This window comes from Rhodopila sp. (genome assembly GCF_965277165.1).
Lineage (GTDB): Bacteria > Pseudomonadota > Alphaproteobacteria > Acetobacterales > Acetobacteraceae > Rhodopila.
Genome location: NZ_CBDICE010000006.1, coordinates 2,287,382 through 2,305,692, shown reverse-complemented (window position 1 = coordinate 2,305,692; position 18,311 = coordinate 2,287,382). Strand labels below are relative to the sequence as shown.

Annotated in this window: 21 protein-coding genes; 14 read left to right on the top strand and 7 right to left on the bottom strand. The window is 63.5% G+C overall.

All coding sequences use genetic code 11. The annotated features are described in order from the left end of the window. Positions 1 to 157: 157 nt before the first annotated feature. From ACQY4Y_RS22790 to ACQY4Y_RS22760, 7 genes are all read left to right on the top strand, one after another. On the top strand, positions 158 to 514 hold the full coding sequence (locus tag ACQY4Y_RS22790; RefSeq protein ID WP_428492859.1) for an NADH:ubiquinone oxidoreductase subunit NDUFA12: 357 nt from the start codon (positions 158 to 160) through the stop codon (positions 512 to 514). A 7-nt stretch (positions 515 to 521) separates the two neighbouring features. After that, positions 522 to 1,124 (top strand): outer membrane lipid asymmetry maintenance protein MlaD, encoded by a 603-nt coding sequence (mlaD, locus tag ACQY4Y_RS22785; RefSeq protein WP_428492858.1) that lies wholly within the window; start codon positions 522 to 524, stop codon positions 1,122 to 1,124. 68 nt (positions 1,125 to 1,192) lie between these two features. Further along, a complete protein-coding gene (locus ACQY4Y_RS22780; protein WP_428492857.1) occupies positions 1,193 to 1,342 on the top strand; it encodes a hypothetical protein in 150 nt (49 codons plus the stop codon). Next, entirely contained in the window at positions 1,339 to 2,205 is an 867-nt protein-coding gene (locus tag ACQY4Y_RS22775; protein WP_428492856.1) for a DUF2155 domain-containing protein, read from the top strand. The genes ACQY4Y_RS22780 and ACQY4Y_RS22775 overlap by 4 nt, the downstream gene beginning before the upstream one ends. Positions 2,206 to 2,208: 3 nt before the next feature. Next, positions 2,209 to 2,934, top strand: coding sequence for a trehalose-phosphatase (otsB, locus tag ACQY4Y_RS22770; RefSeq protein WP_428492855.1), 726 nt, complete (start codon positions 2,209 to 2,211; stop codon positions 2,932 to 2,934). Then, the gene (locus ACQY4Y_RS22765) at positions 2,886 to 3,698 is read left to right on the top strand and encodes an HAD family hydrolase (protein ID WP_428492854.1); all 813 of its coding nucleotides are present in this window, start codon (positions 2,886 to 2,888) and stop codon (positions 3,696 to 3,698) included. The genes otsB and ACQY4Y_RS22765 overlap by 49 nt, the downstream gene beginning before the upstream one ends. 90 nt (positions 3,699 to 3,788) lie before the next feature. Next, positions 3,789 to 4,289 (top strand): GlcG/HbpS family heme-binding protein, encoded by a 501-nt coding sequence (locus tag ACQY4Y_RS22760; protein WP_428492853.1) that lies wholly within the window; start codon positions 3,789 to 3,791, stop codon positions 4,287 to 4,289. Positions 4,290 to 4,478: 189 nt separating this feature from the next. On the opposite strand, the gene ACQY4Y_RS22755 is transcribed toward ACQY4Y_RS22760, so the two are convergent. After that, on the bottom strand, positions 4,479 to 6,089 hold the full coding sequence (locus tag ACQY4Y_RS22755) for an alkaline phosphatase family protein (RefSeq protein ID WP_428492852.1): 1,611 nt from the start codon (positions 6,087 to 6,089) through the stop codon (positions 4,479 to 4,481). A gap of 88 nt (positions 6,090 to 6,177) precedes the next feature. After that, positions 6,178 to 6,723: a PadR family transcriptional regulator gene (locus tag ACQY4Y_RS22750; RefSeq protein WP_428492851.1), complete on the bottom strand. Its 546-nt coding sequence runs from the start codon at positions 6,721 to 6,723 to the stop codon at positions 6,178 to 6,180. A 27-nt stretch (positions 6,724 to 6,750) separates the two neighbouring features. Here ACQY4Y_RS22750 and ACQY4Y_RS22745 point away from each other — a divergent pair, with 27 nt between their 5' ends. Together ACQY4Y_RS22745 and msrB are read left to right on the top strand one after the other, a co-directional pair. Then, complete coding sequence (locus ACQY4Y_RS22745; RefSeq protein WP_428492850.1) at positions 6,751 to 6,939, top strand: hypothetical protein; 189 nt, start codon at positions 6,751 to 6,753, stop codon at positions 6,937 to 6,939. Positions 6,940 to 7,099: 160 nt separating this feature from the next. After that, a complete protein-coding gene (gene msrB, locus ACQY4Y_RS22740; protein WP_428492849.1) occupies positions 7,100 to 7,528 on the top strand; it encodes a peptide-methionine (R)-S-oxide reductase MsrB in 429 nt (142 codons plus the stop codon). Positions 7,529 to 7,541: 13 nt separating this feature from the next. Here the strand turns inward: msrB and dctP are convergent, their stop codons facing one another. The 3 genes from dctP to ACQY4Y_RS22725 form a co-directional block, all read right to left on the bottom strand. Next, positions 7,542 to 8,474, bottom strand: coding sequence for a TRAP transporter substrate-binding protein DctP (gene dctP, locus ACQY4Y_RS22735; RefSeq protein WP_428492848.1), 933 nt, complete (start codon positions 8,472 to 8,474; stop codon positions 7,542 to 7,544). Between the two features lie 119 nt (positions 8,475 to 8,593). Then, positions 8,594 to 9,994: an MmgE/PrpD family protein gene (locus ACQY4Y_RS22730; RefSeq protein ID WP_428492847.1), complete on the bottom strand. Its 1,401-nt coding sequence runs from the start codon at positions 9,992 to 9,994 to the stop codon at positions 8,594 to 8,596. Positions 9,995 to 10,966: 972 nt separating this feature from the next. Further along, positions 10,967 to 12,550 (bottom strand): 2-isopropylmalate synthase, encoded by a 1,584-nt coding sequence (locus ACQY4Y_RS22725; protein WP_428492846.1) that lies wholly within the window; start codon positions 12,548 to 12,550, stop codon positions 10,967 to 10,969. A 327-nt stretch (positions 12,551 to 12,877) separates the two neighbouring features. On the opposite strand from ACQY4Y_RS22725, the gene rnd reads away from it, so the two are divergent. The 4 genes from rnd (at position 12,878) to ACQY4Y_RS22705 (ending at position 16,994) form a co-directional block, all read left to right on the top strand. Next, complete coding sequence (gene rnd / locus ACQY4Y_RS22720) at positions 12,878 to 14,059, top strand: ribonuclease D (RefSeq protein ID WP_428492845.1); 1,182 nt, start codon at positions 12,878 to 12,880, stop codon at positions 14,057 to 14,059. A 76-nt stretch (positions 14,060 to 14,135) separates the two neighbouring features. Beyond that, positions 14,136 to 15,458 carry an adenosylhomocysteinase gene (gene ahcY, locus ACQY4Y_RS22715; protein ID WP_428492844.1) on the top strand — a complete coding sequence of 441 codons (1,323 nt, stop codon included), beginning with the start codon at positions 14,136 to 14,138 and terminating at the stop codon, positions 15,456 to 15,458. A gap of 185 nt (positions 15,459 to 15,643) precedes the next feature. Then, on the top strand, positions 15,644 to 15,904 hold the full coding sequence (locus ACQY4Y_RS22710; RefSeq protein WP_428492843.1) for a hypothetical protein: 261 nt from the start codon (positions 15,644 to 15,646) through the stop codon (positions 15,902 to 15,904). A gap of 133 nt (positions 15,905 to 16,037) precedes the next feature. Then, a complete protein-coding gene (locus ACQY4Y_RS22705; RefSeq protein WP_428492842.1) occupies positions 16,038 to 16,994 on the top strand; it encodes an acetamidase/formamidase family protein in 957 nt (318 codons plus the stop codon). Positions 16,995 to 17,053: 59 nt separating this feature from the next. On the opposite strand, the gene ACQY4Y_RS22700 is transcribed toward ACQY4Y_RS22705, so the two are convergent. Next, positions 17,054 to 17,236, bottom strand: coding sequence for a hypothetical protein (locus tag ACQY4Y_RS22700; protein ID WP_428492841.1), 183 nt, complete (start codon positions 17,234 to 17,236; stop codon positions 17,054 to 17,056). A 52-nt stretch (positions 17,237 to 17,288) separates the two neighbouring features. Between ACQY4Y_RS22700 and ACQY4Y_RS22695 the strand changes: the two genes are divergently transcribed. Then, the gene (locus tag ACQY4Y_RS22695) at positions 17,289 to 17,459 is read left to right on the top strand and encodes a hypothetical protein (protein ID WP_428492840.1); all 171 of its coding nucleotides are present in this window, start codon (positions 17,289 to 17,291) and stop codon (positions 17,457 to 17,459) included. Between the two features lie 168 nt (positions 17,460 to 17,627). Here the strand turns inward: ACQY4Y_RS22695 and ACQY4Y_RS22690 are convergent, their stop codons facing one another. Next, positions 17,628 to 18,278 (bottom strand): hypothetical protein, encoded by a 651-nt coding sequence (locus ACQY4Y_RS22690; protein ID WP_428492839.1) that lies wholly within the window; start codon positions 18,276 to 18,278, stop codon positions 17,628 to 17,630. Positions 18,279 to 18,311 lie beyond the last annotated feature (33 nt).

The window sequence follows — 18,311 nt, the reverse complement described above, 5'->3', positions numbered from 1 at the left end:
TATTTGGTGGCCAGACGAGTTCGTTTACCCAAAATGTTGTGGATAACTCGCCTCGGCGCAATATCCGCTACGCCGCGGAACGGACCGTCTAAGGCTGTGTCGGACGCCGCATGGCGGTGGGTGGACCTGGGTGTGAGGCGTGCGTATATGTGGCGCCATGAATATCGGCACATGGATCTTCACCAGGCTCAAAGGTCGCCAGATCGGCACCGACGCGGTGGGCAACATCTACTACGAGGAGAAGCACCAGCGCCCGGGCAGTCTGCGCAATCGTCGCTGGGTGATCTATGCGCAACGACCGGTGGAGGCGAGTGCCGTGCCGCCGGAGTGGCATGCTTGGTTGCATTACACGACCGATGCGCCATTGCCGGACACCGGCCGCAAGGTGTGGCAGAAGCCGCATCTGCCGAATGCCACCGGCACGGCGTCCAGCTACCGCCCGCCCGGGCATGATTACGAGGGTGGACAGCGCGCCCGCGCCACCGGCGACTATGAATCCTGGACACCGAGTTAGCATCACGATGGGGCGTCATGGTGTCGCGGAGACGCTGACCGGTGCGTTGGTGCTGGTGGTGGCTGTAGCCTTCCTTGCTTATGCCGTGGTGCACTCGGGCCGCACTACGGGATCAGGCTATTCGTTGCTGGCCCGGTTCGACCATATCGACGGCTTGTCGGTTGGCGCCGACGTGAAGATCGCCGGGGTCAAGGTCGGCACGGTGACCGAGGCAACGATCGACCCGAAGAATTTCGTCGCGGTGGTGACAATGGACGTCGAGGACAGCATCCAACTGCCGAAGGATTCCGGAGCCTCGATCGTCAGCGAGAGCCTGCTGGGCGGCAAGTATATCTCGCTGTCGCCGGGGGGTGATGAGACCATCCTGAAGCCCGGCCAGACCATCACCATCACCCAGTCCTCGGTCAGCCTGGAGGAACTGCTGGGCAAGTTCATCTTCAGCGTGACCAGCCTGAACGGATCGAAAAGCAGTCCCGGGGGGAGCGGCCAAGCGGGGAGCAATCAATCCGACGGCAAACCGGCGGGCAGCGGGGCGCCAGGGACCTCGCAGCCGGCAGGCCAGGGTTCGGCTGGCCAGCCCTCGGGTGCGTTGGCACCGCTGTCGAAATGATCCCGCCTGCTCCCGCAAGTTGGCCCGGGCTCGACGGCAATGCCGTCGGCTGCCGTGAGAAGCTTAAAATGCTGGCGGAAAACTATGCCGAGGTGTCGCAGGTGCTGCAGGATGCTTTCGAGGATGCGGTTCTGATGGGGGTCGACGAACAGGGGATGCGTCGGGTGCTGGCGGCGATCGTCGCCGGTCTCGACTCGCCCAGGCGTGCTGCCGGATGAGGACCATCGGCACGGCCGCGGCTGTCGCTGTCGTGGCTCGTATGGCACTGCGCGGTCTTGCCGTGGGAGCGCCGATCTGGGCGATGCTTGCGGGTGGCGCGATCAGCCCGGCCTGGGCGCAGAACGGGGCGACCTCCGGCGGATTGCCTCCGTTGCAGAAGCAGAAACGGCCTGAAGGCTACCCGGCGGCCCCGATCGCTCCGACCTGGCAAGGCGGACAAGCAGGCGCCGAGCATGGTGTTCCCGGTGGGCGGGACGATTCCGCACAGGGCGTTCCTGGGCAGGGCATTCCTGGGCAGAGCACTCCCGAACAGAGCATTCTGGGTGGGCAGCGCGTTCCGGGGCAAAGTGTGCTTGGCGGAAGCGGCGGCGACGGGGGGGGCAGCGGAGGCGACGGGCAGAACGTATTGAGCGGCCCGGGTGCTGGGCAAGTCGGGCCGCCGCAGGGCGAGGGCAGTCCGGGGCAAACGATCCCGACACCGGATGCGGCAGCGCCCGATGCCGGCGACCAGGCGCAGGCGCCGCAAGCCGCACCGGCGGCACGGCCGGCTCCAATCGAACGACCCAACGTCTGGGTGCCGGCCACGGTGGCGAAACTGCAGGCGCTGGACAAGGTTGACGCCCAGGCCAAGGAACTGACGATCAAGGTCGGCCAGACCGCCCGCTTTGGCTCGCTGACCATCGCGGTGAAATCCTGCATGATCCGGCCGCCGAACCTGCCGGCCGACGCAGCCGCCTATCTGGACGTCACCGACAGCCACCCCGACCAGCCTGGGTTCGACGGCTGGATGCTGCAGGACGAGCCATCGGTCTCGATGATGCAGCACCCGATCTACGATCTTCGCGTCACCGGCTGCGCCTGACGTATGGACAGCCTGCCGCCATTCAACCGCGCTGCCCTGCTGCTGGATATGGATGGCACGCTGGTTGATCTGGCACCGACCCCGGACGCGGTCAGCGTGGCCCCAGGCCTGCGCGCCACCCTGGCGGCACTGCGACAGGCGTTGAGCGGAGCCCTGGCGATCGTCACTGGCCGTCCGATCGAAACCGTGGACCGGCTGTTCGACGATGCCCCCGGCGCGGTCGCCGGCGAGCACGGCGGTGCCATCCGTCACGCCGCCGGAGACCCGATCGAGCGCGTCGATCTGCCGTCACCGCCATCGCACTGGCTGGCTGAGGCCGACGCCCTCGAGCGGTCCCACCCGGGGGCTCTGCTGGAGCGCAAGGCGCGTGGTTTCGCGCTGCATTATCGTGCGGCGCCGGACGCTCGGGACGCGTTGCGCGGCGCGCTGGACCGGTTGCTGGCAACAGGGTCCGGCTTCGAACTGCATCCCGCCCACATGTTGTGGGAAGTCCGTCCGCTTGGCGCCGACAAGGGCAGCGCGGTGGCGGCACTGATGCAGCGTTCGCCGTTCGCCGGTCGGCTGCCGATTTTCATTGGCGACGATGTCACCGATGAGGACGGGATGCGCGAGGCGCGCAAACACGGCGGCGCGGGCTATCGCGTCGATGCGGTGTTCCGCGACCCCGACGGCGTGCGGTCATGGCTGCGCCGTTCGGCGGACCTCGGCGACTGGGCACCATTATCATGAAATTGGGGGAATTCGACGTCCTGACGTTCGATTGCTATGGCACGCTGATCGACTGGGAAGACGGCATTTATGCCGCGCTGAGACCGTTGCTGTCGCGCGCCGGCATCGCGCGGGACGGCGGTGCGCCGTCGCCGTCCGCCACGTCATGGTCGCGCTCGGGCGTGGCCTGGTCGCGCGACGCGGTGCTGCAGGCGTTTGCCCGAACCGAGGTCCGGCAGCAGGAAAATACCCCTGGGATGATCTATTCAGACCTGCTGGCCGAGGTGCATGGGCAGTTGGCCACTAAATTCGACGTGGCTCCAGACCCGGCCGAGGCTGCCGGGTTCGGCGCCTCGATTGCCGACTGGCCGGCGTTTCCCGATACTGTCGAGGCGCTGCAATATCTGCGACGGCATTTCCGCCTGGTGATCCTGTCGAACGTCGATCGAGCCAGTTTCCAGGGGACCAACAATCGCCTGGGGGTGACGTTCGACGCGGTCTACACGGCCCAAGAAATCGGGTCCTACAAGCCTGATCCGCGCAATTTCTCCTATCTGGTCGATCGACTGCGGGAGCAGGGGATGGTTCAGCGGAAAATCCTGCATGTCGCGCAGAGCCTGTTCCACGATCACGTGCCGGCCAAGGCCATTGGCCTGGCCCGCGCCTGGATCGATCGGAGGGGCAGCGGCTGGGGCGCGACCGCGCCGGTAACGGCGGAGGTCGGCTACGATTTCCGCTTCACCAGCCTGGGTGAATTGGCCGGTTCGCATCGCGCCGACGGATGACAGCAGCGGATGACAGCGCCGCTACCGGGTGGTCGCGGTATCGATTAACTTGACCCGGACCTAATCCAAGGCGAACGGGAGGAGACATCAATGTCGCCCAGCAAGCGGTGGCTCATGGCCGCTACAGGCGCGCTATCCCTGACGACCAGCGCCTCGGCGGAGGACCTGATCACGACGCATCGCCTGTCGGCGGCACTCGCCGGCGAAGCCGTGGCCGCGGCGGTTTCCAAATGTGCCAGCCAGGGGTATGGCGAAACCGCCGTGCTGGTTGATGCGGACGGTGTGCGCCAGGCGGTGCTGCGCGGCGATCGCGTCGGCAGTCATTCGCTGGATAGCGCGAACGACAAAGCCTACACCGCCGCGTCGTTCAAGACCGACACCGGCGCGCTGGTCGAGCGAGCGAAGACGGTGCCGGGCTTTGCCGCCTTATTCACCCAGATCCCGCATCTGGTGCTGTTCGGCGGCGGCGTGGTCATCAAGCTGGGCGATGAAGTCGTCGGTGCGATCGGCGCCGCCGGCGCCCTGGGCGGCAATCTTGACGAGGCCTGCGCCCGCGCCGGGGTGGACAAGATCCGCGATCGCTTGAAGTAAACCCGCGCCACGGTTCGACAGCGTCGGTCGAGTTCGCCCGAAGTAGATACATACGTATACCTTCATCGACACGTCACGGCGCGAATGGAGTGCGGCTGGGTGGGCGGACAGCGTGGTCTGCTGTCGCGGCCACCCAGGACACGCGCAGTGGTCCGGCTGCTGTTCATTCCGATGAACGACGCAGCGTAATCATTTCATCAGGACGGTGGTGCCCTCCGCTTGTGTGGCCTTGAGCAGCCGTGGGTCGAGGCCCAGCGCCGTCAGGATGGTCGGAGCGATCTGCGTTGTGTAGGAGAGCGTTTCAACCACCTGCGGCTGGATCCGCGGTGCCGACAGCAGCAGCAGCACGTTGCGGTCGTCGTCGGAGAAGCCGCCGTGTTCGGCAAGCTTGGTGCCGCTGGTGCAGATGATGCCGTGGTCGGTCACGGCGATGAAATCGGGCACCCGACTATTTGCGAACGGGTCGCCATACAGTGGGGTGAGCGAAGTCCGGTCAAGCAGTTGGGAGATATGCAGGGTTGCCGCGTTGGCCAGCAGATAGGCCTTGGCGGCGTCGTAGTCCGCCTGCTGCAGGTCCGGCTGCAGCCAGATCAACCCGGCGTCGTCGCAGATCTCGAAGCCGTGGGTGCCGAACCCGGGTGTGCTCTGGAATGGCTTATCGGACTGGATGGCGCGGGCCTTCGGGTCGATCGGCGACTGGCCGTGCTTGGCACTGACGATCACCAGGGTCGAGTCTTCGAGACCCTGCGAGTTGAGTGCCTGCTCGAACTTGCCCAGCGCATCATCGACGAACTGGAGTTGCTTTGTCAGCGCGTTGCCGGGGGTTGCGTTGCTGTCCAGGTAGCCGCCGGTCAGGCTGGGGTCATCGTCATAGCCCGCCGTGGCGAGCTTCTGCCCGACGCTGACCGCCTGGAAGTTCATGCCGAAGATCGCAGGCACGCCAGGATGCGCGGTCGCAGTGCTGTTCAGGCCGTTGATCCAGTTGATCACGGCATTGACTTTCAGGCTGTCGTAGGTCCGCACGCCGGCGAAGCTTGTAGTATAATCTTGACCCGCCGGAGCACCGGGAAGCTGCGAGTTGATCTCTGGCGCGAAAAGATCGTCGATGCCCTTGCCGGATGGCCCGCTAAGAACCTCGTAAGCCGGATGTTTGTCCGACCAAGCGGTGACGCCGCCGGCCTGCTTGATAATCTCGAAGATGGTGTTGGTGCGGATGTATTGGTGCGGGTAGACCGGCTCGCAACCGCCATTGACCGCACGGCGCTGCATGTTGTCCGGATCCAACTGGGTATCGACCTGACCGAGGGTTCCCCCGGCTGTTACATCCGTAACCAAAGCGGTGGAAAAGTCATAGCTCTTGTCGAGTTCCTCGAAATTGGTCAGCTCGGCGCCGGGGGTGCCGGTGCAGCCCGGGTCGGCCATGCCCTGGCTGGTGTAGGATGCCTTTGAGGGATACACGGTGCGGTCATAGCTGTCGTCGTAGAACAGTCCGGCCGTCTTCGGAGTGGCCCCGGTCACCTGGGCGATCATGCCCGGATAGCTATCGGACGGCGCGGTGGTAAAGGCGTTCGGGTAGATCAGTCCGGTGCCGGCCAGTTTGGCGAAATTGCTGTTCGGATTGTTCTGGATCCAGTTGGCAAGGTCGATGGCATGCATGCCGTCGACGCTGAGCAGCAGAACATGTTCATAGCCGGAGCCAACGGCCGGGTTCTTGCCCGAAGTCGGTTGGCCGGCAATGGTCGGTGATGCCACGGCAAGGGCCGCTGTCGTTGTGACCAGATAATTCCAAAGTGATCTCATGCTTTTGGGCTCCCCGTTCGATGCGAACGAGGGGGTTTATGATTGCCGGATGGGTCATCCGGATGACGCGGCGCAAATGACGCCAAGGTTACACCAGGGGAAATCCATTCCCCAAGTGCGCCACGTTTGCGTGTACCTCCGGCGTCGGTTCCAGTTCCCCGACCGGACTGGCCTGCCGGGGTCGGTCGGGCGGTAATGAGCTAGATCGGCGGCAGTGAGCTAAGACCGCTCCGCCGCTGCCGCCGCCGCATCGATCGCCGCCGCGATTGCCTGAACCTGCTGGTCTGGGATCGCGCTGCCTGCCAGGCGCAGCCGCAGAGCGGTCTTCAGGTTCTCGACCGCCCGGATGATCCGTGGGTCGGGTTCCAGGTTGCGCTGTCTGGCGATGCCGTCGATGCGCGCCTGGATGGCGTCGACCGCGGCCTGGTTCGTGCGTCGAGGAACGCCGTTGCCAGCTTCGGTTGCCTGTATACAATTTCTTGCCGTCCGCCGTCGCGACGCTGGCCAGCCCCTGTTCCTGCAGCATCGTCAGCGTGGGGTAGATAACTCCGGGGCTGGGGCTGTAGCCGCCGCCCATCCGGTCCTCCAACGCCTTGATCAGGTCGTAGCCATGGGCTGCCCTGGTTGCGATCATGCCGAGCAGAATGAAACGAAGGTCGCCATGGTCGAATATCCGGTGCCGTCCGGAGCGATGATGGCCGCGACCGCCGAAGCGTTCGCCCGCGTCCAGCGGGCCGCGAACGAAGCGCCGGTCGGCGGGTCGATCGTCGGGATGGTGGCGCGGCAGGTCGTGCTCTGGTCCATGAGGTTGATGTCGGCGGCCGTGGTGGTGATGGTGCATGGTCTCTGATCTCCTTGTGAGCCGGGCTTAATGGTCCCGGCCGCCAAGATGTAATTGAGATATATCTTGAGTGCAAGACATATCTTAAGAATATCGCATGGTCGCCTTCCATGAGCAGCAAATTCTGGCTATCGTTGATGAAATCATCCCTCACAGGAGACGCGGCGGCATGAAGCGATTTTTCGGCGGCCACGACACCAGTGCGGACGAGTTTCCGGTCAGCCAAACGGAGCAGGAGTGGCGCGAGCGACTCGATCCCGCCCAGTTCAACGTTTTGCGCAAGCACGGCACCGAACGGGCCGGCAGCAGTCCGCTCAACGCCGAGAAGCGTTCCGGCACCTTTCGGTGCGTCGGCTGCGGCAAACCGCTGTTCGAAACCGCGGCGAAGTTCGAAAGTCATACCGGTTGGCCAAGCTTCACCCAACCGCTGCAAGGCGCGGCTGCCACCACCGAGGACCGCAGCCTGTTCATGACCCGCACCGAGGTGCATTGCGCCGACTGTGGCGGTCATCTCGGGCATGTGTTTCCCGACGGACCGCGTCCGACCGGCTTGCGCTATTGCATGAACGGGGTTGCGATGGCGTTTCAACCTGAATAGACCGGATTCGAGGTCAATCGGTGGCTTCGACCGCAGTGTTGATCCGGGCGAGCATGTCGGGCGAGATCCGCATCTCCCGCGCCACCTTGTCCTGCTCGCCCAGCATACGCTTGCGTTGCTCGGCCAATTCTCCTGCTGCAACGGTCTCCAGTCTGACCCCGTGCTGCTTCAGTTCCTGGGCGGCGCGGACCTGCGCGGTCGCCAGATTGGCTCGATAGGTCGCTATGTTCGCCGTCCACAGGTCGGTGACCAGGACCTTCAGGGCGGGTGTCAGCGTGGCCCAGAATGCCCCGCCGATCATCGGGATGTAGTCACCCATCGATTGGTGGTCGATCAGCCCGAAATGCAGCCCGGCATCCCATAGTTTGGCGCTGGCACAGCTCTCATCGGTGCTTTGCAGCGCATCGAAGGTGCCCTGCGACAACGCCAGCGGCACGTCCGGCCAGGCGGTGGTGGTCGGCACGGCGCCGAAGAACCTGGCACGCCAGGCTTGGGCGAAACCACCCGAATTGCGAATTTTCAGACCGCGCAGATCGGCCAGCCGGCGCAGCGGCCGTCGCGAGCTGTACCAGTTGCTGAAGCCCAGATCGATCCAGCGCCCGGGGATCGTCACCCTCAGCGTCTGGCTGACCTGGCGGTTCACCAGATCGCCAGGGATGCCGTCGATCGCACGATGGGTGGTTTCGATCGGCTGGCCATAGAACAGCGGCAACTGCGCCAGATCGGCCTCGGGTACGTAGGCGGATACCAGCCAGGTGCCGGGAGCCGCCATCTCCACCTGTCCCAGCACCAACGCCTTGATCACATCGCGGTCGGCGAACAGTTGCCCGCTGTCGAACAACCGCGGCACGATGGCGCCCTGCGACGCTGCCTGGAGCTTGTTCAGGAAGTCCGCGATCGAGGCGGTCCGGCCGTGGCTGGGCGAGGTGTCCACCGATACGCGCATGTGGAACGGATCAGCGCGCGCGGATCGAATGAACGGCGCCCACAGGGGCGCGCCCACGGCCGAGCCGAGCGCCGTGCCGAGCGTCGAACCGAGAACGATTCGACGCCGGAGAGGCATGTTCAGGCTCCGGCGGTAAGGTCGCGCGCGCTGATCGACTGGATGGCCGACAGTCGCTTGAACAGCACCTCGGCCGGGATCGGCGAGTGACCGGCATCCAGGCAGTCGGCGAACTTGTCATACAACTGCGCGTCGGTCAGCGGGCGCGACGGATGCCCGGTGGCCCGCGCCACCGGATCACCGGCAAGGGTCTGCCCACCGGCGAGCTTGACCGTAACCTGGTCAGACGATGCGGCCCCTGGCAGTTCCGGGTCGTAGTCCGTGGTGGTGACGATCTCCACCTTGCGCATCAGGGCCTGGATATCGGGCCGCTGCACGAACGCGTCGGTCAGTTCGCGCAGTCCGACCCGCTGGGCGACAACGCCGCTGGCCATGCAGAACTCGATACTGAACTTTGCCGCCAGACCGGTGTCGGGCTGGTGGTTGCGCAGCACGGTGGCAAAATAGTCGCTGAGGCTGACGGTGATTTTCTCGACGCGGTCCGGCTGGATCGGACTAGTGTGGACCAGATCGAGCATGCAGTCGATCGCCCGATGCGTGCAGTAGCAGGTGGGGTATTTCTTGATGCCGAGGCCCTGTGAAAGGATCGCCCATTCGCTGCCGGCCTTGCTGGCGCTGTCGCGGTCCTCGGAGTTGGCGGGCGAGATCGCGTGCAGGAAGCCTTGCGGGTGTTCCAGCGCGTCGGTGTTGGCGGTGAAGCCGGCTTCGGCCAGGCGCGCGGCGATGACGCCAGCATGGGCAGCCTTGCCCGCGTGGAACGGCTTGGTCATGGTGCCGAAATTCGACATCAGTCCGGCCGACTGCGAGGCGCCGAGGGCGATCGCGATGGCGGCCTTCTCGGCATCCAGCTTGCGCAGCTTGGCGCAGGCGGCGGCGGCGCCGGGCGCACCGTATAGCCCGGTCGGGTGCCAGCCCTTCTGGTGCAGCAATCCGCTGTCGCGCCGGAACAGCTCGGCCCAGGTTTCGTAACCGGCGACATAGGCAGTGATCATGTCGGCGCCGGAGGATCCGAGGTGTTCCGCCTCGGCCAGAATCGCCGGCACCAGCACGGTGCTGGGATGGCCGCGCAGCGCGACGTCGTCGTAGTCTAGCGCGTGCGCGGCGGTGCCGTTGATCCAGGCGGCTTCCGGGGCCGGGGCATGGCGCGCGCCGAAGGTCAGGGTGGCCGGGCCGTCGGCGGGTGCCAGCGTCTCGGTCATGATCCGCACGCTGTCCTCGTTGCGTCCGGCGATCATGGTGCCGATGCTGTCGATGAACCCCATGCGGGCAATCCGCGCAGCCTCCTGGGGCAGCCGGTTCGGCGACAGGTCGGCGACGAACTGGCCAAGCGATTTTGTCAGTGCCATGGACGGTTGCTCCGGTTCGGCGGGATCGGTCGGGCGGCTATGGTCGTCGGTGCTCAAGCCCGATATTCCCGCGATCAGCCGGCAGGTCAACCGCCGGTCGGGAAAACCGTTTGCGGGATCAACGCGGTCATGGACGGGACTTCCGGGTTCATTGTCCTGGTTCGTGCGGCAGGGACGGCTGATTTTTTACCACGGAGAAGATTGAGGGTCACGAAGCACCACGGAGGCGCTTCTTGTCTCGCGCTGTCGGTTGGATGCGGCGTTCCGGAGCGCCGCACCAGTTGATCTTCAGAACGGCACGCTCATTCGACGGGGCCGAGGCTCGCAGATATCACCGACTTCACGGCCAGGTTATGGTCACTCACCTCAAATGATCTCGAGGAACCCGGAACGAGCCAGTTTCGCATCCACTACGTCGGAGCGGTGCGTCGCATGCAAGTACAGCCCACAATCTATTTTCAAGGTAAGTGCAGGGAGGCTATCGATCTCTACCGCAAGGCGGTAAAAGCCGAGTTGATATTCGAAAAGCTAATCGGAGGGAATGCCAGCCTCGAATTCATAAAACCCCGACCTGAAGATAAATTCCTTCAAGCCGCGCTTCGAAATGGACAATCCGTTATTCTGGTTTCGGATGGTCACTGCGCTGGAAACAGTTCGCGCGAAACATCCTCAGGGTGCTGCTCAACCGCAGCCCCACTTCGCATGCGCATAGCCTGACGAAAGCGGCGAACATTGCGCAGCGTGTACTGATCCTTCGAAGCGGACGGGCGGAAGTGTCCCAACACAGGCCGCTGGCTCGGGTGCCACACAGCGATGAAGATCGTGCGCCACTTGGCGCTGAAAATCACATTTCAGCCGGTTGCCGCACTACTCGCATTGACCGACTCGTTCTTCGTGGTGCTTAGTGGAACTCATGCTTCCTCCGTGTTGAAACTTTCCTGCATGTGCGTCATACCGTCTTTTATGACACTTACAAGAAACGAATAGCAGGTATCGGTATCCCGGATGGAATACCGATACCGCGCCTTCTCAGGCCGACAACGCAGCCGGCTCCGTCCGCAACCGTTTCACCATCAACTTGTTCAGCGCGTGAATATAGGCCCGCGCCGAGGCGACGATGGTGTCGGCGTCGGCGCCCTGGCCATCGACCATCTTGCCGTTTTCCTCCAGCCGGACGGTGGTCTTGGCCTGCGCATCGGTGCCCTCGGTCACCGCGCCTACCGAGAACAGCACCAGATTGGCGGTGTGCGGGAAGATCGCCTGGATCGCATTAAAGGTCGCATCGACCGGCCCGTTGCCGGTCGAATGGGCCGACCGGGTCTCGCCATCCACCTGCAGCTCCAGTTCCGCCCTTGCCGGCCCTTTCGACCCGGCATGCATATCCAGCGAGACGAAACGGATCCGTTCGTGGTCGCGCATGACCTCATCGTCGACCAGGGCGATGATGTCCTCATCGAACACCACCTTCTTGCGGTCGGCCAGATCCTTGAAGCGGCGGAACGCGTCGTTGAGCTGATTGTCGCCGACCTTGTAGCCCAGCGTATTCAGCTTGTCGCGGAACGCGGCGCGACCCGAATGCTTGCCGAGCACCAGGCTGTTCTTGGTCCAGCCGACGCTTTCGGGGGTCATGATCTCGTAGGTGGCGGCGTTCTTCAGCACGCCATCCTGGTGGATGCCGGCTTCATGGGCGAAGGCGTTGCGGCCGACGATCGCCTTGTTCGGCTGCACATCGAACCCGGTGATGGTCGCCAGCAGCCGCGACATCCGCAGCAGCCCGGTGGTCTTGATGGCGTTGTGGTGCGGGATCGCATCCTGGCGGGTGCGGATCGCCATCACCAGTTCCTCGAGCGAGGCATTGCCGGCCCGCTCGCCGATGCCGTTGATGGTGGATTCCACCTGGCGGGCGCCGGCGCGGATGGCGGCGAGGGTGTTGGCGACACCGAGACCCAGGTCGTTATGGTTGTGGGTGGACAGGACCACCGTCTCGATATTGGGAACCTTGGCGCGAATCTGGCCATACATCCGTTCCATATCCTCGGGCAGCGCGTAGCCAACGGTATCGGGCAGGTTGATGGTCGTTGCACCCGCCACGATCGCCGCCTCGACGCAGCGTGCCAGAAAATCGATGTCGCTGCGCGTCGCATCCTCGGCCGACCATTCGACGTCGTCGGCGTGCTGGCGGGCGAGCTTGACCGAGTCCACCGTCGCGGCGATCACCTCATCGGGTTCCAGCCGCAGCTTGTATTTCATGTGCAGCTCGCTGGTGGCGATGACGATGTGGATGCGTTTGCGCTTGGCGTTGCGCAGCGCGTCGGCCGCGCGCAGCACGTCCTGGGCACCAGCGCGGGCGAGGCTGGCGATCACCGGGGAGTCGTCGCGCTGGCCGATGCTTTCGGCGATCGCCTTGACGCTTTCGAAGTCGCCGGGCGAGGCGATGGCAAAGCCGGCCTCAAGCACGTCGACACCAAGTTCGGTCAGCGCCTCGGCCATACGGATTTTCTCGTGCAGGTTCATCGAGAAGCCGGGCGACTGCTCGCCGTCGCGCAAGGTGGTGTCGAAGATGATGATACGGCTGTCGTCCAGCTTGCCGAAGCTGGGATGGGTGATGGTCATAGGGTGGTTCCTTGGGCGGGGTCTGTTGACACGACTATAGCCTCAGGGGTTCCCCTGAGCGAGCCGGCATTCAACAACCCGGCGCGACGCTCAGGGGCGGCTAAGTCGAAGCAGCAGGAGCAAGCCGCGGGCGCGCGATGACGCGGACGCAATTGCGTCAACGGTCGAGATCGCGAGGACGGCAGCGTCGGACATACCTTCACCCTAGCGTCGTCCGCCGGGCGGCGCAACAGTATCTATCCCCTCACGAACCGACGCTCGATGCCAGGGTTCAGCATTGCCCGAAGTGTTTTTGGCCTTTCGCAACAGGCCGTGTACAACCGCTTCATGGCCAAACCTTTCCGCACCGACGTATCGGCGCCGGTTCTGATCACCGCTACGACGGAGCTACAGGCATTCTGCCAGCGCATGCACGGCGAAACATTCATCACCGTCGATACCGAGTTCATGCGCGAGCGCACCTACTGGCCGGAACTCTGCCTGGTGCAGATTGCCGGCGACAACGAGGTCGCGGTCATCGATGCCCAGGCGGACGGCATCGATCTGTCCTGCCTCGGCACACTGTTCGCCGATACGGCGGTCACCAAGGTATTCCACGCCGCGCGCCAGGACATCGAGATTTTCGTCCTCCGGTTCGGCGACGTGCCTCGCCCGATGTTCGATACCCAGGTCGCCGCGATGGTGGCGGGCTTCGGCGATCAGGTCGGCTATGACGCGCTGGTCTCCAGCTTGACCGGGGGGACCATCGATAAGGCGCACCGCTTCAGCGACTGGTCGGTTCGGCCGCTGTCGGCTGCCCAGATCGCTTACGCCGCCGCCGATGTCACCCACCTTCGGGATGTCTACATGCGGCTCAGCCGGCGGCTGGAGCAGGAGGACCGGCTTGGTTGGGTCGCCGAGGAGATGGCGATCCTCAACAACCCCGCCACCTATCGCGCCAACCCGGACACCGCGTGGGAGCGGCTGCGGCCACGCACCAACAACCGGCGCCTGCTGCAGACTCTGAAACAGATCGCCGCCTGGCGCGAGAAAGAGGCGCAACGCGTCAATATCCCGCGCCAGCGGCTGATCAAGGACGAGGCGCTGCTGGAGATTGCCGCGACCGCTCCGGCGACCGCCGAGGCACTGGCCCGGGTGCGCGGGGTGACGCGCGGATTCGCCGAGGGTAAGTCCGGTTCGGCGCTGATCGAGGTTCTGGCCGCCGCACGCCTTGTGCCTGACGCCGAGCTGCCGGCCGGTCCGCAACAGCGGGACAATGCGCGCCCGTCGGCGGCGCTGGTTGCGCTGCTGAAGGTGCTGCTCGCGGCGAAAACCGAACAGCATCATGTGGCGCCGCGCCTGGTTGCGAATTCGGACGACATCGAGCGACTGGCGCTGGAGGACAGCCCCGATATCGGGGCGTTGCATGGCTGGCGGCGCGAAGTGTTCGGCCATGATGCCCTGCTGCTGAAACAGGGACGTGTGGCGCTCGGGGTCGATGGCAGACGGGTGAAGTTCATCGCGATCTGAGCCGGCCGCCCGACTTATCTTGCAAACATGCAGATATCTTTATATAGCGCCGCGACCAGTCAGGAGCAGGCACACCATGGCAACCACCGCGACGCAGGATTTCAAGGTGAAGGATCTTTCCCTCGCCGAGTGGGGCCGCAAGGAAATCAGCATGGCGGAGACCGAGATGCCCGGCCTGATGGCCATTCGCGAGGAATTCGGCAAATCGCGGCCGCTGAAGGGCGCGCGCATCGCCGGTTGCCTGCACATGACCATCCAAACCGCGGTGCTGATCGAGACGCTGACCGCGCTCGGCGCGTCGGTGCGCTGGTCGTCGTGCAATATCTTTTCCACCCAGGATCATGCCGCGGCCGGCGTCGCGGCGGAGGGAACTCCGGTGTTCGCCTGGAAGGGCCTGAGCGAAGAAGAGTTCTGGTGGTGCATCGAGCAGACGGTGCGGGGTCCCGCCCAAGGGACTGGTGAAGCCTGGACCCCGAACATGATCCTCGATGACGGCGGCGACCTGACGCTGCTGATGCATCAGAAATATCCTCAAATGCTGGCCAATGTCCGCGGCATCTCGGAGGAGACCACGACCGGCGTGCATCGGCTGTGGGACATGGCGACGGCCGGCACGCTGCTGACCCCGGCGATCAACGTCAACGACAGCGTCACCAAGTCGAAGTTCGACAACCTGTATGGCTGTCGCGAATCCCTGGTGGACGGCATCCGCCGCGGCACCGATGTGATGATGGCCGGCAAGGTCGCGGTGGTGAACGGCTTCGGCGATGTCGGCAAAGGGTCATCGGCGTCGCTGCGCAATGCCGGCTGCCGGGTGATGGTGACCGAGATCGACCCGATCTGCGCGCTGCAGGCCGCGATGGAAGGTTACCAGGTTGTCACGATGGACGACGCCGCGGCGTTGGGCGATATCTTTGTCACCGCCACCGGCAATGTTGACGTGATCACCCTCGACCACATGCGGGCGATGAAGCACCGCGCGATCGTCTGCAACATTGGCCATTTCGACTCGGAAATTCAGATCGAATCGCTGCGCAACTACAAGTGGGAGAACGTCAAGCCACAGGTCGATGAGGTCGTGTTTCCAGACGGCAAGCGACTGATCGTGCTGTCCGAGGGCCGGCTGGTCAACCTTGGCAACGCCACCGGCCACCCCAGCTTTGTGATGAGCGCCAGCTTCAGCAATCAGGTGCTGGCGCAGATCGAATTGTTCAATGCGCCGGCAGGACGCTATGAACGCACCTTAGTGTACACCCTGCCGAAGCACCTCGATGAAAAGGTCGCGGCGTTTCATCTGGCCAAGGTCGGCGCGAAGCTCACCAAGCTGTCCAGCAAGCAGGCGGGGTATCTCGGCATCGCCGAAACCGGGCCTTTCAAACACGATCTGTATCGCTACTGATTAGGTCGCGTTATTCAATTCACCGGCTTGTCATGGTAGCAGGCTGGTGGACTCGACCGGGTCATCCTAACTGACCTCGGTGTCGCCTCACTGACCTCGGTGTCGCCTCGGGCTGCGCTGGGTTGCCGGACTGTCCGAACGGGGCGCAACGCGGCGAGAATACGACCCGATTAGGAAACATCCCAATGTTGACTGGTCATCCCCTGCAGAAGCCGCCGTTCACGACTGCGGTGCGTCAGGCGTTGCAAGGTGTTAACAACTCGATGATCGAAGCCGACTTGTTGTTCCTGGAAGCCTGGGAGATGCATCGATCATCGCATCTGGGCGTCACCCTGCGTGTCAGTCAGATCCGGCGGGCCAACCCAGTGCTTGCCGCGGCGATCGATGCCGAACTCAAGGGGGCAAGGTTCGAAGCGACTGGTTCGACCGAGGCCAAGCACAACTAACCCGACGACGCGTTTCAGCGGTGCGCCTGCGGATGCCGGTGAGTGTCGCGCCGGTTGGCATCGTGATCGGCCGGACCGGTTGTGCGTGTCCGACCGATGTGGTGGCATCACGGTCCACCGAGGGGACCGATGAATGCCCACCCATAAGCTTGCCGCCACCCCCGAAACCGTGCGCTGGGGCGTCTTCAACGCTGCCTTTCCGCCCCTCATTACGGCAGCGTCGGGCGATACGGTGGTGCTCGAATGCGTCTCCGGCGGTCCGGAGGTGATGCCCGGGGCGAGTTCTGGTTTGAAGGTTCCGCCGGCTCTGGCGGCGATCCATGCGGCTAACGTGCCGCGGGCACCGGGCCACATCATCACCGGTCCGGTCGCCATTGCCGGTGCCGAATCCGGCGATGCGCTGGAGGTCCATATCGACAAGATCGAGTTCGGCAGCGACTGGGGGTATTGCGGTTTCCGCCCGTTGGCCGGGACCATCCCGGAGGATTTTCCCGAACAATTCCTGTCCCACATCCAGGTCGACCGCGCGCGCAAGACCTGCCGCATGCCGTGGGGCACCGAGCTGAGCCTTTCGCCGTTTTTCGGCGTGATGGGGGTCGCGCCGCCGCCGCATTATGGTGCGATCTCGACCGTGCAGCCGCGCGAGCACGGCGGCAATCTGGACAACAAGGAACTCGGCGCCGGCTCGACGCTGTTTCTGCCGGTCTGGGCCCCAGGCGCGCTGTTTTCCGCCGGCGACGGGCATGGCGTGCAAGGCGATGGCGAGGTCTGCATCAACGCGCTGGAAATTTGTTTGACCGGCACTTTCACCCTGACGGTTCACAAGGGCGGCGGGGCGCGCGACCCGCTGCTGACCTACCCGAGGGCCGAGACCGCCAGCCACTATATCTCGATGGGCATGCACGAAGACCTTGACGTCGCGATGAAGACCGCGTTGCGGCAAATGATCGCCTTCATCACCGAACGCACCAACCTGTCGCGTCAGGAAGCCTATCAGTTCTGCTCCCTGGCGGTCGATTTCCATGTCACGCAGACGGTCAACGGTGAAAAAGGCGTGCACGGTCTGCTTAAAAAGGGGCTGCTGATTTAGCTTCGGGTCGCTGGGTTGGCCGCGCCCCTGGGGCCCCTGGGGATAGGGCGCGGCATGCCTCAGGGACTGAAGAAGTTCGCCGAAACCGAGGATCGCGCGATCAGTTCGCGCAGCGCGGGGTTGTCCTCGCTGTTTTCAGCGGCCAGTGTTTCCATCGGCACGAAGAACTCGTGCGCGTGAGGAAGCTGGTGGCGAGCGAAGCCCTTGTAGTGATCGCTTTTGAGTCCGTAGAGAACCCGCATCTCACGAACCGGTATCACCACGTCGTTGAATGGTTCGTGCGGGATGATGCCCGTGGTCCTCCATCTCGGTGTCGGATCGGTCTCGGTAATCGGTGCCAGCAGCCACTCGATCGGGCAGACGCACATCATCGAGTGGGTACTGGGGGCGAAGCGCGATCGCTTGTCGAGCAAGTTCTGGATCGTGCTGCAGGCCTCGATCGCCAGGATGTCCGGTATTATGTAGCAGATACACCAATATCGTTGACATCAACTAATAGCGAGGATATCATGAAGACTATGGAGCAGCTAAAGATTGAGGTGACAGAGGAAATGATCGACGCGGGAGTCGACGTATTGTTGGACTCTCGTTATGGCCGTGACTCCCTCGCTCGGTCGGATGAAGTAGTTTATACTATCTTTCTTCGGATGTTTGAGGCATCCGAACCTTCTCCGCCAGAGCCTTAACCTCTTGTGTCAAGGATTGGAAGAGACGCTGCACTTGCGTTATGTCTCGAATTGTCATGGATGTTTTTGTCTCGGCCGGCTTCGGATTAAATCTCAGGTTGGGGTCGTCCGAGTTTGGTTGAAGTAACAGGCTGACGCCGGCAGGGTGAGGATCAACCCCGGCTGGGTCTCCCATAACCACAAATCCGTCCTCCGATATGCGGAGAATTGCCAGATTGAGCTTTGGACCAAACGTTCCTGATTCAGAAGCGCCTGGCAGTTGCACGACTAAGCGAAAATGCGCTAGCGAATTTCTTCGTTCCGACGCTAGTTGCAACCTCCTTCTAAGTCCCGGCTTCTTTGTGACCCCTATCCATTCGATTAAACCAGGATGATCTGCGGAAAGACTTAATCGAGCAGCACGGTGGACAAGATCAAGTTTGTCTGAGAAGTCCCTGAAGTTATAGAAAATAGCAGATGCCACCTCTTCGATGCGACACGTTGAAACGCTAATGAAGACGCTGCAAAGCGCGCTCTCTACGTGCTGCCAGGTTGCTATTGCCGTTCCAAGCGATTGATAAAATGGGGAGAAAAGGGGCGGATTGGTTTCAACGCCCATATAGCCACTCGGACCGGAAGGCTTTGACACAGA

Coding starts and splice junctions, on each gene's coding strand:
- ACQY4Y_RS22790 (WP_428492859.1), top strand. CDS start 158: ATGAATATCGGCACATGGATCTTCACCAGGCTCAAAGGTCGCCAGATC.
- mlaD (WP_428492858.1), top strand. CDS start 522: ATGGGGCGTCATGGTGTCGCGGAGACGCTGACCGGTGCGTTGGTGCTG.
- ACQY4Y_RS22780 (WP_428492857.1), top strand. CDS start 1,193: ATGCTGGCGGAAAACTATGCCGAGGTGTCGCAGGTGCTGCAGGATGCT.
- ACQY4Y_RS22775 (WP_428492856.1), top strand. CDS start 1,339: ATGAGGACCATCGGCACGGCCGCGGCTGTCGCTGTCGTGGCTCGTATG.
- otsB (WP_428492855.1), top strand. CDS start 2,209: ATGGACAGCCTGCCGCCATTCAACCGCGCTGCCCTGCTGCTGGATATG.
- ACQY4Y_RS22765 (WP_428492854.1), top strand. CDS start 2,886: ATGGCTGCGCCGTTCGGCGGACCTCGGCGACTGGGCACCATTATCATG.
- ACQY4Y_RS22760 (WP_428492853.1), top strand. CDS start 3,789: ATGTCGCCCAGCAAGCGGTGGCTCATGGCCGCTACAGGCGCGCTATCC.
- ACQY4Y_RS22755 (WP_428492852.1), bottom strand. CDS start 6,089: ATGAGATCACTTTGGAATTATCTGGTCACAACGACAGCGGCCCTTGCC.
- ACQY4Y_RS22750 (WP_428492851.1), bottom strand. CDS start 6,723: ATGATCGCAACCAGGGCAGCCCATGGCTACGACCTGATCAAGGCGTTG.
- ACQY4Y_RS22745 (WP_428492850.1), top strand. CDS start 6,751: ATGGTCGAATATCCGGTGCCGTCCGGAGCGATGATGGCCGCGACCGCC.
- msrB (WP_428492849.1), top strand. CDS start 7,100: ATGAAGCGATTTTTCGGCGGCCACGACACCAGTGCGGACGAGTTTCCG.
- dctP (WP_428492848.1), bottom strand. CDS start 8,474: ATGCGCGTATCGGTGGACACCTCGCCCAGCCACGGCCGGACCGCCTCG.
- ACQY4Y_RS22725 (WP_428492846.1), bottom strand. CDS start 12,550: ATGACCATCACCCATCCCAGCTTCGGCAAGCTGGACGACAGCCGTATC.
- rnd (WP_428492845.1), top strand. CDS start 12,878: ATGGCCAAACCTTTCCGCACCGACGTATCGGCGCCGGTTCTGATCACC.
- ahcY (WP_428492844.1), top strand. CDS start 14,136: ATGGCAACCACCGCGACGCAGGATTTCAAGGTGAAGGATCTTTCCCTC.
- ACQY4Y_RS22710 (WP_428492843.1), top strand. CDS start 15,644: ATGTTGACTGGTCATCCCCTGCAGAAGCCGCCGTTCACGACTGCGGTG.
- ACQY4Y_RS22705 (WP_428492842.1), top strand. CDS start 16,038: ATGCCCACCCATAAGCTTGCCGCCACCCCCGAAACCGTGCGCTGGGGC.
- ACQY4Y_RS22700 (WP_428492841.1), bottom strand. CDS start 17,236: ATGCGGGTTCTCTACGGACTCAAAAGCGATCACTACAAGGGCTTCGCT.
- ACQY4Y_RS22690 (WP_428492839.1), bottom strand. CDS start 18,278: ATGGGCGTTGAAACCAATCCGCCCCTTTTCTCCCCATTTTATCAATCG.